The organism is Paraburkholderia oxyphila NBRC 105797 (assembly GCF_000685075.1).
In the GTDB taxonomy this organism is placed as follows: Bacteria; Pseudomonadota; Gammaproteobacteria; order Burkholderiales; family Burkholderiaceae; genus Paraburkholderia; species Paraburkholderia oxyphila.
The window spans coordinates 35,140-48,295 of record NZ_BAYD01000075.1; the positions used below are offsets into that span (position 1 = coordinate 35,140).

A 13,156-nucleotide genomic window follows, 5' to 3' on the forward strand; every position below is an offset into this window, starting at 1 on the left:
GACTTCAGGGGCGGTTCGAGCGAGGCGTCATGCCCATGGGTTCGGGCGGAGATTGCGCCGCTGGCACACGGCCGCCATGCACCGCGCATTCTTCACGATTCGTGTTGCAAGGCTTCACGAATCGCCTGTCTATAGCCGAAATGTCTTGCGGGATACTAGCCTCCGAATTCTTGCGGACACCCACAAGGCAGCACGACACGCGCAAGCCTCGAATAAAGGAGACACCTTGGGCAATACCCGATCCAGCCGGCGCGATATGCCGCTCACCCTGATCAGCCTGTCGATCATCTTCTTGTCGGTGGGAGGGCTGGCGGCCTTTCCCAAACAATCGATCGCCGGCGCGGAGCAGGTCCTGTACTGGTGCACCACGATCTTTGCATCGCCGGTGCTGCTGTTTGCATTTTGTTCGTCGATCTTCGTGATCGGGCTGGCCTTCAGCAAGTACGGCAAGATCCGGCTGGGCGAGGGCGCGCCGGAGTACTCGACGCTCTCGTGGATTTTCATGTTCATCCTCTCCGGTCTGGGGTCCTCGTCGTTGTACTGGGGCTTTCTCGACTGGGCGTACTACTATCAGACGCCGGGATTGAACCTGCCGCCCGAGTCGCAGCAGGCGCTCAAATTCAGCGTCGCCTATTCGTTCTTCCATTCCGGATTGAGCGCCTGGGCGATCTACGCGGTTGGCGCCGTGGCCATGTGCTATCACTTCCACGTGCGCAAGAACAAGGGGCTGGGCCTCGCCTCCGTGATCGAGGCAATTACGGGCTGCCGCGCGAGCGGTCCGGTCGGCCGCTTGATCGACTTGCTGTTCATGCTGTGCATGTTCGGCGCCCTGACCATTTCGCTGGTGCTCACCGCCACGACCTTCTCCAGGCTGCTGGCCACGCTGACCGGCCTTCCGGACACGTTCACGACGCAGGTGATCATCATTCTCGCGGTGTCGGTGCTATTCACGCTCAGTTCGTGGGTGGGCATGGACGGCGGCATGAAGCGGCTCAGCCATATGGTGTGCTGGGGCGTGGTGGCGTTGACGTTCTACATCTATCTTGCGGGCCCGACTCAGTTCATCACCAGCAATACGCTCTCGAGCCTCGGGCTGATGTTGACCAATTTCGTGGACATGAGCCTGTTCACCGATCCCATGGGCGACGGCAAGTTCACGCGCGAATGGACGGTCTTCTATTGGCTCTGGTGGATCTCCTATGCGCCGGGTGTGGCGCTGTTCGTGACCCGCGTCTCGCGCGGACGCACCATTCGGGAAGTCATTCTCGCGATGCTGCTGGGCGGCTGCGTAGGCGTGTGGTTCGTATTCGGCGTGCTCGAGAACTACAGCCTGCACAATTTCATGACTAACGTTGTCAACGTGCCGGGCGTGTTGAGCCACCAGGGCGGCGAACTGGCGATCAGCATGCTGCTCGACCAACTGCCGGCCGGCCGCATTGTGATGACGTTCTTCCTGTTCGTGATGGCGATCTTCCTCGCGGCGCACATGGACGCCGTGGGCTACGCGGTGTCGGCCACCTGCACCCGCGACCTGGCCGAAGGCGAAGACCCCGCGCCTGCCGACCGGCTGTTCTGGTGCATCATGCTCACGCTGGTGCCGCTGGCGATGATCTTCTCCAAAGCGCCGCTCAATACCATGAAGACAGCGGTGATCGTGACGGCCATTCCGTTCCTTGTCGTGTTGCTGCTCAAGGCGTACGGCCTGCTCAAGTGGCTGCGCGAGGACTACGGCCACGTGCCGGGACACCTGATCGAAGAGCGCAACGCGTCCCCGGACACGGTGGCGACCGACAAGCAACTGGTCGGCTGAGCGAGGACATCATGCAAAAGCACTACCCACTCAGCGACGCGATGCGCGAGTTTGTGGCGACGAGCGGCCGCTTCGTTGCCGCGGACGACAGCGTGAAGGCCATGCGGGATGCTTACGATGCGCTGTGCCGATACTTCACGCCGGAGCGCGACGCAGGACTCGCCATTGAAGAGCAGGCCATTGCCGGGTCGGACCGGCACATTCCGGTTCGCATCTATCGTCCGTTGGGCGAGGCGCCCGCGCAGGGCTGGCCCTGCGTGTTGTATCTGCACGGCGGCGGCTGGGTCGTGGGCGGTCTGGATTCGCACGAGTTCATCACGGCGCCGCTGGCGCGCGATTTGTCCGCAGTGGTCGTAGTGGTGGACTACCGTCTGGCGCCCGAGCATGTATTTCCGGCTGCATTTGACGACTGCCTGGCGGCGTGGCGGCATCTGCAGTCGCAGGGCGAGGCGTGGGGAATCGATACGTCCCGCGTGGTGGTCGCAGGCGACAGCGCGGGCGGCAATCTGGCGGCGGCTTTGTGTCTGGAGATCGCGCGGATGGGCGGTGGGGCGCCGCTTGGGCAAGCGCTGATTTACCCTGGGCTGGGCACGGATCACAGTCTTCCGTCCTTCCGTGACAATGCCGACGCGCCGTTGTTGAGCACTGCCGATGTGGCGTATTTCCTGCGCGTCTACGCGCCCGATCCGGCCAGCCACAACGACCCGCGTCTCGCACCGCTGGCGGCGCCGTCGCTGGGCGGCTTGCCGCCGGCGTTCGTGGCGGTAGCCGAGTTCGATCCTTTGCGTGACGACGGACAGCTGTATGCCGAGCGCTTGCGCGCGGCGGGCGTTCCTGCGCAGTTTCATCTCGGCCGTGGCTTGCTGCATGGCTGCATGCGTGCGATGGCGCGCTGTCCCGAGACCGCCCGGTTGTATGAGGCCTTTGTCAAGGCAATAGCGGCGATGCTCGCAAGCCCGAGAGCTTAGGGCGAGCAGCAGCACGTTGCGGCGAGCGCCTTGCTGGGGAAGGCGCTCACTCCCTTCCTTCAAGCGCCGCGTATTGGCGCAGCGTCCTCGCCGCCGCGACCATATTGGTCAGCGCGGGAATCACTTCCTGCCACTGGCGCGTCTTCAGTCCGCAGTCCGGATTCACCCACAGGCGCTCGGCGGGAATGCGCCCGGCGGCCTTGCGCATGAGCTGCACGATGTGCTCCTCAGTCGGGATGTTCGGCGAGTGGATGTCGTACACGCCCGGCCCGATTTCGTTCGGATACTTGAAGTTGTCGAACGCGTCGAGCAGCTCCATGTCCGAGCGCGAGGTCTCGATCGTGATGACGTCGGCGTCCATATCGGCAATAGACGCGATGATGTCGTTGAACTCCGAATAGCACATGTGCGTATGGATCTGCGTTTCGTCGCTCACGCCGTTGGCCGTGATGCGGAACGATTCGACAGCCCAGCGCAGATACTCGCCCCACTGCGCGCGCCGCAGCGGCAAGCCTTCGCGCAGCGCGGCTTCGTCGATCTGGATCACGCGCACGCCAGCCTTCTCGAGATCGAGCACTTCCTCGCGGATCGCCAGCGCGAGCTGGTAGCACGACACCGAGCGCGGCTGGTCGTCGCGCACGAACGACCAGTTGAGGATCGTCACCGGACCGGTGAGCATGCCCTTCATCGGCTTGGTCGTGAGCGACTGTGCGTAGGCGATCCACTCGACCGTCATGGCCTTCGGACGGCTGATGTCGCCGAACAGGATGGGCGGCTTCACGCAGCGCGAGCCATACGACTGCACCCAGCCGAACTGGCTGAATGCATAGCCGTCGAGCTGCTCGCCGAAGTACTCGACCATGTCGTTGCGCTCGGCTTCGCCATGCACGAGCACGTCGAGGCCCAGCTTTTCCTGCTCGCGCACGCTGCGCTCGATCTCGGCGCGCATCGCCGCCTGGTAGCCCGCGTTGTCGAGCGCGCCGCTCTTGAACTGGCTCCGCGCCTGGCGGATTTCCGCGGTCTGCGGGAACGAGCCGATCGTCGTGGTCGGGTACGCGGGCAGGTTCAGGAGCGCGGCCTGTTTCGGCGCGCGTTGTGCATAGGAGTGCTGGCGATTGCCGAGCGTTGCGTCGACGCGTGCGAGCGCGGCCTTCACCGCCGGGTTGTTCACGCGCGGCGAGTGGCGGCGCGCTTCGATGGCGGCGGCGTTGGCTGCCAGTGCATCGGCAACCTTGTCGCGGCCGTGATTGAGCGCGGTGGCGAGCACGTTCAGCTCGTCGAGCTTTTGCAGGGCGAAGGCGAGGCACGAGCGGATTTCGGCATCGAGCTTCTCTTCGCTCGCGAGATCGACGGGCACGTGCAGCAGCGAGCACGACGGCGCCAGCCACAGACGATCGCCCAGTTGCTGCGCCAGCGGTTCGAGCCATTCGAGCGTGGCGCTCAGGTCGGTCTTCCAGATGTTGCGGCCGTTGATCGCGCCCACCGAGAGCACGCTCTGCGCGGGCAGCTTCTGCGCGGCCAGCGCGAGTTCTTCGCGGGCGTTGATGGCGTCGATGTGCAGGCCGTCGACCGGCAAGCTGCAAGCGAGGTCGAGATTCTGCTGGAGTTGGCCGAAGTAGGTCGTGAGCAGCAGCTTGACGCGGCGCTCTTCGAAGCCTTCGTAGGCCGTTTCAAACGCCTTGCGCCATGCCGGGTCGAGCTCGGTGGCGAGAACAGGCTCGTCGATCTGCACCCACTCGACGCCCATGATGCAGAAGTAGTCGAGCAGCGCGCGGTACACCGGCATGATGCGCGGCAGCAGGGCGAGCTTGTCCGAGTCGTCCTTGGCCTTGCCCAGCCACAAATAGGTGATGGGCCCGACGATCACGGGCTTCGCCTTCACGCCCTGCGCGCGTGCTTCGCGCAGTTGCTCGATGAGACGCGAGGTATCGAGATTGAACTGCGTGTCGGCCGTGAACTCGGGGACGATGTAGTGATAGTTCGTGTCGAACCACTTCGTCATTTCACCGGCGGCAACGCCGCCGCAGCAAGCCGCATGGTCTTCGGCGCCTTGCGCCGAGCGGCCGCGCGCGACGCGGAAATAGTTGTCGAGCTTGTCGCCATGAAAGCCCTGCACGCGCTCGGGCAGATTGCCGAGCGTGAAACTCATGTCGAGCACCTGGTCGTAGAACGCGAAGTCGCCGACGGGCACGAAATCGAGTGCCTTTTGATTGTCCCAGTGACGCGCGCGCAGTTGTGCGCCTAGCGCCTTGAGCTCGTCGCGCGAGGACTCGCCCTTCCAGTAGCGTTCGAGGCCGAACTTGAGTTCGCGATTTGCGCCAATGCGCGGGAAGCCGAGGTTGTGTGTGGTGACCATCTGTGCTGCCATCCAGGAGAAAAGTGCAGAAAACCAGCGGTAGTGGCAGCGATGATAGAGCTATCGGATGATGAAATATAATGGCATTATTTCATCCATCCATTAGCTTTCTTCATTGATTGGATCAGGCTCCCGGATCATGCTCGAGCGCATCCACCAGCTCGGCAAGGAGGGCATTGCCAGGCAGATTTTCCTGGGCACGCGGGAGGCCGATGCAGCGGTTGATTAACTGAGGTCGTTCGTGCAGTTCGCGAGGGAGTCGAGCTGGGTGGCGCCGCGGGTGCGGGGGTGATCGAGGCGCGCTTTGCCGCCGCGTCGCTGGCAGTCAAGGTGTACTTGCCTTAAAGCATCCTGCGCAACACATCATTACGCGCGATCCACTGGTGCTTGACGACCGCGAGCACATGCAGCACGACCAGTCCTGCCAGCAGCGCGCAACTTGCGCGGTGCACCGCGAATAATGCGTCGGTTAGCGGGCCTTTCTGGAACGGCGTGTGAATCTCAAACAGGCCAAGGAACGTATAGCCGTTCGGGACCATCAAGAAGCCGCTTGCGAGCACGGCAAACATCGTGAGGTAGAGCACGCCGTGCACACCATGCGCGAGCGATTGCTGCCGGGCCGACACACCGTGCATCGCGCGAGGTTCGGCACGAACCAGCTTCCAGCCCGCTCGAAACGGAAACAGGACGATGAGCACCGTCCCGATCGACATGTTCAGTTGGGACAGGAAATGATGCACGGGGCCATTGGCGATGCGGGTGAGCGTATAGCCCGCCACGCTCGCGTAGACGATGCAGGCGGCAAACGTCCAATGAAAAAATCGCGCAAGGTCGTCGTAGCGGTCGCGGGCGGGGCGCCGCTGTAGCCGATTGAAGCCGAGCCTGCCCGAACGATCATTGGACGAGGCCATGCAGAGCCCCTCGCCCGTGTGTGGACTGCATTGCATTGTCGCTGGCGGCATCCGGTTCGCGCGCATCTTCTAATCCAGGTTCTTCAGCCCATGTCGAAGCTTCGGCGTGCGTTCCGTGCATGGCTCACTCATCACCCGAACCGCGTGTGATTAGCGTGGGATCGCCCCGTCGATCTGCGCCGCATCGTACCGGCTTGCCCTCCTTCCGTCAATAAAGATGCGAATGACTGCTATTTGCATTTACGTTTTGCTTTAGGACCTATTTCATCGAGCTTGCGTTGACGTCGTTTGCGACGCGCGAGGCGCTCCCCGCTTCCGGTGCGAGTAGGCCGACGGCCAGATAACCGAGGAGATACAGCGCCGACAGGGTGCCGCCTCGTCGTTCGACGGAGGTTGCGCCGTTGATGACTTCCAGGGCGCTCAGAAACAGCAGGCTATAACCGGCGCCCGTTATTGCGGTCGCAGACAGGAAGAGCGTCATAGTTCCGCCGAACAGGATCAGCACGCTGACGACCACGACCGGGTAGATGGCGAAGATTTCGGCCGTGGTCGTCGGCGTGAGATGCCATTCGCTGGCGTAGAGCCGGTAGGTCATCGCCGGCGCCGCGCTGGTCCAGAGGGTATGCGCGACCACGCCAGCCGAGACCCAGAAGCTGGCCCGGCGCGCGAGCGCGACACGCGTGTGTCGAGCGGTGCTCCCGCCGCGCCGCGCGGGAACGTTCGGGCAGGCTGCATGGTTCATGGCCGTCTCCCAGGTGTCATAGCTTCGAGCCGCCGTCGACACGCAGCGTGTCGCCCGTCACCCAACGCGCCGCGTCGGATGCGAGGAACAGGGCCGCGCCTGCGATGTCGTCGGGCTGCGCCACGCGCTTGAGGGCCTGCATGCCGAGCGTGTAGTCTCGCCCGGCATCGGTTTTGGCGAAGTTCGACATGTCGGTCTCGACCACCCCCGGCGCGACGGCGTTCACGCGGATGCCGCGCTCGCCCAGCGATGCGGCGAAGTGCTTGACCAGGGTGTCGACCGCGCCCTTGCTCGCGGCGTAGGCGGACAGGTTGCCAACCGGACTGCGGGCCGCAAGCGAGGACAGCAGAACCACGCTGCTGCCTTCGCCCAGCACAGGCAGCAGTTGCTGGACCAGGAAGTACGGTGCGCGCACGTTGACGGCGAACAGGCGGTCGAAGTCGTCGACCGTCGTTTCCGCAATAGGCGAGGCCTTCGAGATGCCCGCATTCGCAACGAGTATGTCCAGGCGCTCGCCTACCAGTTCGCCTACCAGTTCGCGTACCTGGCGCGCCAGTTCGTGCGGGCCGTTCGCCGTGCTCAGGTCTGCCGCGACCTTCTCGGCCGAACCGCCCGACGCTCGGATTGTCTCGACCACGGCGTCCGCAGCCGGTTCGGCGCTGCTGAAATGGACGAGCACGCGTGCGCCTGCTGCGGCCAGGGCGAGGGCGGTGGCGCGGCCGATGCCACGCGAAGCGCCGGTGACGAGTGCGGTCTTGCCATTAAGATTAGTTCTCACGATTAATTCTCCTTGAGTTGCACGTCAAAAATGTGGGTGTCTCGGCTTACGGCTCAGGAAAGGAAACGGGAAACGTCTGCCACGAAGCGCTCGGGGTATTGATAGAGCGAACCGTGATTGGCATCCGGATAGATGACGAGCTGCGCATTCGGAATGTGCTGGCGCAGGATCACCGAGTTGAGCGTGTAGATGATCACGTCGTTGTCGCCATTCACCACCAGGGTCGGCTGGCCGAGTGCCTGCAGGTAGGCGTACGGGTTAGCTTGCGGCTTGCCCCATTTGGCGAGTGCGACGAGCTGGGCCGGCGCCACGGTATCGTTGACGGCCGGATCGCGGCCTTCCGTGCGACGGCGCAAGCGTTCGAGAAACGCATGCCCGGCCGCCTGGCTGGCTTCGGAGGGCGAAAAATGCACGCGCAGCCAGAGATGGTCCGGTTCGGCATAGGTCGCGCCGAAGATTTCCTCGGCTTCGGGCGTCAGCGAGGCCATGGCTTCTCCGCTGCGCGGGCCGGTGCCAACGAGGATCAAGCGGCGAACCAGCGTGGGCTGCGCAATGGCGAGCGTCTGGGCAATCAGGCCTCCCATCGAGAAACCCAGCACATCGACCTGCTCGAGGCCGAGCGCACGGATGAACGCGGCCGCATTGGCGGCCATTTCCTCGATCGACTCGGGAACGCTGCCCGAGCTGCTCGAAATGCCGGCGTTGTTGAAGAGGATCACCTCACGTCCTGCGGCCAGGCCATCGGTCACGGCGGGATCCCAGTGATCCATGGTGCCGGTGAAGTGGATGTTCATGACGAGCGGAACGCCCGTGGGATTGCCGAAGCGGCGAAAGGCGAAGCGGATGCCGTTTGCCTCGACGTACTGCGTCGGCGCGCTGTGGTGGGTATGGTGGGTCATGATCGTCGTCCTTGCAGATGTGAGTTGAGGGATTCGCTTTCCGGTATGTCTGAGATGCATGGGGTACTGTTATTTCACTTCGCTTACGCGCCTGAGGATCTCGTGCGGCGCTGCCTGCTGATGGGTAATGTATGCGCTCGCCGGCAACAGGAAAAAGACTTTGTAGGCAAGCGACCATGCCTCGCAGATATGGGACAGGCATCCCGCGTGCTCAGGCGGTCCTGCCGCCGTTGACGCGCAGGATTTCGCCGGTCATGTAGCTGGCCTTGCCCGATCCGACGAAGACGATGGCCTCGGCGATTTCCTCGGGCGTTCCGGCGCGTTTGAGCGGGACGCCCGAGAGCATGACGGCCTTGCGCTCGCTGCTGCCGGTCAGTCGCGTGAGCATCTCCGTGTCGATGGGGCCGGGCGCGACGGCGTTGACCCGTACCCCGGACGCAGCCACTTCCAGCGCCGCGGACTTCGTAAGGCCTTCGATAGCATGTTTGCTGGCGGCGTACAGGGACATGCCGGCCGCACCGCGCAGACCCATCGTCGACGACACGTTGACGATGCTGCCGCCTTGTTGCGCCGTCATCACGCGCAGTTCGTGCTTCATCGCGAGCAGGGTGCCGAGCACGTTGGCATCGAAGACGGCGGCATAGCGCTCGGGTGTTTGCGCCGTGAGCGGGCCTGATTCGCCCTCTACGCCGGCCGCGTTGACGGCGATGTCGAGTCGACCGAAGCGAGCGACGGTCCGCTCGACGAGCGCTTCGACCTGTTCTTCGTAGCGAACGTCTGCCTGGATGAACTCGGCTTCGATACCCGTTGCGCGCAATTCTTCCGCGAGCTTCTCGCCGACTTCCGCCTTGCGACCGGCAAGTACGACGCGCGCCTTGTCGCGTGCGAAAGCCAGGGCTGTGGCGCGGCCAATACCGGACAGTGCGCCGGTGATGAGTACGACGGGTGAGTGATTCATGTTGATTCTCCTGGTTGGTCAGGAATCCTGTGCATGAAATTCGATCAATCGGGAACGGTGTCGCCGGTGTATCGCAGCCGGCCGACGAGAAGGAATTCAGTTATGCAGAACACGGTCGCGCTGAGTGCGACCGAAACAACCGCGAGCCAGTTTGGGGCGGGTGCGGAGTGGATTGGGGTGGCTTGCGTCATGATGGATTCCGGTTTGGGTGCATCGATTTGGGGGGCCGAAATGGCAGGATCGCGGTCGGCGCGTTTACAGCTTCGAGCCGCCATCCACACGAAGCGTCGTGCCAGTCGTCCATCTGGCCTGGTCGGACGCCAGGAAGGCGATCGCCGCGGCGATGTCCTCGGGTTCCGCGAGCCGTTTGATGGCCTGCAGGCCGAGCGTCATGGCGCGGCCTGCGTCGGTGCGCGTGAAGCTCGACATGTCGGTTTGCACGACGCCGGGCGCGACCGCGTTCACGCGGATGCCACGCGGCCCCAGGTCGGCCGCGAAGTGGCGCACGAACGTCTCCACGGCGCCCTTCGTGGCCGCGTAGGCCGACAGCTCGCCAACAACCGCACGGGCCGCGAGCGACGAAAGCAGCGTGACGCTGCTGCCCTTGCACATGATCGGCAGCAGTTGCTGAACGAGAAAATACGGAGCGCGAACGTTGACGGCGAACAGTTCGTCGAAGTCGGCGACGCCGGTTTCCTCGAGCGTGGCGGCCTTCGCGATGCCCGCGTTGGCAACGAGGATGTCGAGCCGTTCGCCGACGATGGCCCGGACCTGCCGCGCGAGCCTGTGCGGCCCGTCTGGATCCGCGAGGTCTGCCTGGATGGCATGGGCACGGCTGCCCGCCGCAGCGATTTCGGCGACGACGGCCTCGGCCTCACGTGAGCCGCGGCCATAGTGAACGATGACCTGAGCCCCGGCCTGCGCGAGCGCCAGCGCAGCGGCACGTCCGATGCCACGGGAAGCGCCCGTCACGAGCGCGGTCTTTCCGGTGAGGGTCTTCATGATCGGGTCCTTCCAGCAGATGGCTGACGTTGAGGTGAGAGATGAGGTGAAAGACGTTTTCGTCCCGCTGATGGAACCGAACGATAGTTGCCGCTTGCCCGGGAGAAAAAGACTTTGTAAGCTGGTAGCCATACCTGAGAGGCATGGCTACCGGTGAGGGACTGCGCGCATGGAACTGCGTCACCTGCGTTATTTCGTGGCTGTGGCGGAAGAGGGCAGCCTGACCGTCGCGGCGGAGCGCCGGCTGTACACGTCCCAGCCGTCCCTGAGCCGACAGATCCGCGACCTCGAGTACGAAGTGGGTGCGCAACTGTTCGTGCGCAGCGCGCGTGGCATCGAGCTGACCGATGCCGGCAAGGCATTTCTCGACCACGCGCGGCTGGCCCTGGCGCAGGTGGACGCGGCGTGCGAGGCCGCGCGGCGGGCAGCGCGGCCGTCGAAGCCGACGTTTGCGGTTGGCTTCCTGAGCGGCCAGGAAGTGACCTGGCTTGCTGAAGCGTCGCGTGTGCTCGCGAACGATCTGCAGACGCTCGAGATGACGGTGTCGAGCGAGCATTCCCCCGATCTGGCGGAGGGCTTGTCTACGGGCCGGTTGGACGTTGCGTTCATGCGTGCCGAAGCCAACCGTCCCGACCTCGAGTACGTGACGGTCGCGCGCGAGCGTTTTGTCGTGCTGATGCCGAGCGATCATCGCCTGGCGGCCTTCGACGAGATCGACGTGCACGAACTGGCGAGTGAGCTGTTCATCGGCGGCTCAGACGTGGCTGGGCCCATGCGCCGCGCGATCGAAAACTATCTGAATGCAAACGACCTCGCGATCGAACCGGCGCATCGCGTCCACAACCTGACGATGGCGATGTCGCTGATTGCATCGACGAGAGGCGTTGCATTGCTGCCCGCCTATGCCGAGAAACTCCTGCCCTGGTCGGTGACAAGCCGGCCACTCAAGGGCGAAGCGCCGACGATCGAGCTGGTGGTCGGCTATAACCGCAACAACCGCTCGCCGATCCTCGCGACCTTTCTGTCGCGCATCGATCAGATCCGGCAATAGGCGCGCGACGCGTCGGGCAGGATCATTTTCAGGAAAATTCCCACGAGAATTAATAAGCTAAACGAAGCAATAAATTCATCTATAGATAGCGCCTTTCGGGACCTGAAAAATTCTCCGGCAGGGCGCAGCGACGGTGCTTCGTCGCTGTTTGCAGCCCGGCGCATCAGAGCTGCCCGAATTTGCTGCGGGTGCCGCAGATCGACGTTGCGATGACCTCGCTATCTTGTCCGGCTACCGGACGAATCTGGAATTCGCCTTGAAGGGCTTTTCACCTGCTCGTAGAGTGAATTCACGCCCACAGAAAACGCCACGCGATCCTCAAGGTCGCTGAAGACCATACGTTCAAGCTCGTTCCGACCTTTGCGCCAGGGCGTCGACGCCTCTGGCCGCGATATCGGCGGCATCGGATCGACGACACACCGGGCGCATACGACATGACGCCGGACATAAAAAAATTCACGGAGACTCTCAATGAAAAAGCAGCTCGCAATAGCGGTTGCGCTGGCGATGCCGTGCCTTGCGCACGCACAAAGTACGGTCACGTTGTACGGATTGATAGACGCAGGGATTAGCTATGTGTCGAATGCCGGCGGCAAGAGCGAGGTGATTGCCAACGACGGCATCATCCAGCCAAGCCGTTTCGGGTTTCAGGGCAAGGAAGATCTGGGCGGCGGCACCAAGGCGATCTTCACGCTCGAGAATGGTTTTTCGCTGAATACGGGAGCCGATTCGCAAAGCGGGCTGATGTTCGGACGGCAGGCGTTCGCGGGCTTGAGCAATACGAAGTGGGGTTCGCTCACGTTCGGCCGGCAGTACGACTTCGTCTGGGATTACGTGACGCAGTACTCGCTCGGCTCAAGAATCGGCGCCTACGCGTTCCATCCGGGCGACTACGATCACCTTGGCGGCTCGCTGCGGATCAACAACTCGGTGAAGTATTCGGTGTCGCCGTTCGGTGGCTTCAATGTTGGGGCGCTCTATGCGTTCGGCGCCGATTCGTCGGGTGGCGGCAACGGACGTGTGGTCGCGGCAGGCGCGCAATATTCCGGCGCGATAGTGGGGCTCGCGTTTGCGTATAACAACGTCCACGACATGACGCTCGCGCCGGCCGCGCAAATCGGCACCACGCTGGGTCCGTCGTTTCCGTCCGGCACGTTCGTGGCAAGCAATATGCGCAACATCGAGGTGGCCGGCAGCGTGACGCTGGGCTCGTCTTCGACGCGTGCGCTCTTTACCGACACCAGGATCTCGACGCCAGGCGCTTCGGCGACTATGCGCAGCTATGAGATCAATGAAGTCTTTCAGATTACGCCGACTTTGGCGGCCAGTGCGGGTTATTCGCTGACGAGAATGTCGCCGTCGACCTGGCATGATGTTGCCTTTATTCTGGACTACTTCCTGTCTAAGAGAACGGATGTTTATGTCAGCGCGTCGTTTCAGAGCGTGAACGGCGGTGCTCATGCGGCGTTCCTGACGCTTCCGGCGTCGTCGAACGGGCACGAGGCCGCAGCCCGTGCAGGGATCAGGACGCTGTTCTAAGTTAGAGTTTTTGGAATTGTGATTCCTTTGGTTGGGTGTGGATCCTGGGGGCGTTGGCCTTAACTTGTATTCGCGGCGGGCCGCAGGCGTTGCCCCTGTGCGGGGCGGCACCTACTTTTCTTTGCAGCCGCAAAGAAAAGTA

General features: G+C 63.2%; 12 protein-coding genes. 4 read left to right on the top strand and 8 right to left on the bottom strand.

Annotated elements, in window-relative coordinates; all coding sequences use genetic code 11:
* Positions 1–226: 226 nt before the first annotated feature.
* Together BO1_RS33910 and BO1_RS33915 are read left to right on the top strand one after the other, a co-directional pair.
* Entirely contained in the window at positions 227–1,810 is a 1,584-nt protein-coding gene (locus BO1_RS33910) for a BCCT family transporter (RefSeq protein WP_281179223.1), read from the top strand.
* Between the two features lie 11 nt (positions 1,811–1,821).
* On the top strand, positions 1,822–2,778 hold the full coding sequence (locus BO1_RS33915) for an alpha/beta hydrolase (RefSeq protein WP_028221368.1): 957 nt from the start codon (positions 1,822–1,824) through the stop codon (positions 2,776–2,778).
* Between the two features lie 46 nt (positions 2,779–2,824).
* Here the strand turns inward: BO1_RS33915 and metE are convergent, their stop codons facing one another.
* The 8 genes from metE to BO1_RS33955 all read right to left on the bottom strand — a co-directional run bounded on the left by metE (position 2,825) and on the right by BO1_RS33955 (position 10,424).
* Positions 2,825–5,134 carry a 5-methyltetrahydropteroyltriglutamate--homocysteine S-methyltransferase gene (gene metE, locus BO1_RS33920; RefSeq protein WP_028221369.1) on the bottom strand — a complete coding sequence of 770 codons (2,310 nt, stop codon included), beginning with the start codon at positions 5,132–5,134 and terminating at the stop codon, positions 2,825–2,827.
* A gap of 341 nt (positions 5,135–5,475) precedes the next feature.
* Entirely contained in the window at positions 5,476–6,045 is a 570-nt protein-coding gene (locus tag BO1_RS53855; RefSeq protein WP_043287695.1) for a cytochrome b, read from the bottom strand.
* Positions 6,046–6,304: 259 nt separating this feature from the next.
* Positions 6,305–6,787 (bottom strand): hypothetical protein, encoded by a 483-nt coding sequence (locus BO1_RS33935; RefSeq protein ID WP_028221370.1) that lies wholly within the window; start codon positions 6,785–6,787, stop codon positions 6,305–6,307.
* A gap of 16 nt (positions 6,788–6,803) precedes the next feature.
* On the bottom strand, positions 6,804–7,565 hold the full coding sequence (locus BO1_RS33940) for an SDR family NAD(P)-dependent oxidoreductase (protein WP_043287697.1): 762 nt from the start codon (positions 7,563–7,565) through the stop codon (positions 6,804–6,806).
* Positions 7,566–7,618: 53 nt separating this feature from the next.
* On the bottom strand, positions 7,619–8,464 hold the full coding sequence (locus tag BO1_RS33945; protein ID WP_028221372.1) for an alpha/beta fold hydrolase: 846 nt from the start codon (positions 8,462–8,464) through the stop codon (positions 7,619–7,621).
* A gap of 211 nt (positions 8,465–8,675) precedes the next feature.
* On the bottom strand, positions 8,676–9,422 hold the full coding sequence (locus tag BO1_RS33950) for an SDR family NAD(P)-dependent oxidoreductase (protein WP_028221373.1): 747 nt from the start codon (positions 9,420–9,422) through the stop codon (positions 8,676–8,678).
* 44 nt (positions 9,423–9,466) lie between these two features.
* The gene (locus BO1_RS59675) at positions 9,467–9,613 is read right to left on the bottom strand and encodes a hypothetical protein (protein WP_156992542.1); all 147 of its coding nucleotides are present in this window, start codon (positions 9,611–9,613) and stop codon (positions 9,467–9,469) included.
* A 64-nt stretch (positions 9,614–9,677) separates the two neighbouring features.
* Positions 9,678–10,424 (bottom strand): SDR family NAD(P)-dependent oxidoreductase, encoded by a 747-nt coding sequence (locus BO1_RS33955; protein ID WP_028221374.1) that lies wholly within the window; start codon positions 10,422–10,424, stop codon positions 9,678–9,680.
* Positions 10,425–10,593: 169 nt separating this feature from the next.
* On the opposite strand from BO1_RS33955, the gene BO1_RS33965 reads away from it, so the two are divergent.
* Positions 10,594–11,475, top strand: coding sequence for a LysR family transcriptional regulator (locus BO1_RS33965; protein WP_028221375.1), 882 nt, complete (start codon positions 10,594–10,596; stop codon positions 11,473–11,475).
* Between the two features lie 471 nt (positions 11,476–11,946).
* Positions 11,947–13,014, top strand: coding sequence for a porin (locus tag BO1_RS33970; protein WP_028221376.1), 1,068 nt, complete (start codon positions 11,947–11,949; stop codon positions 13,012–13,014).
* Positions 13,015–13,156: the final 142 nt, after the last annotated feature.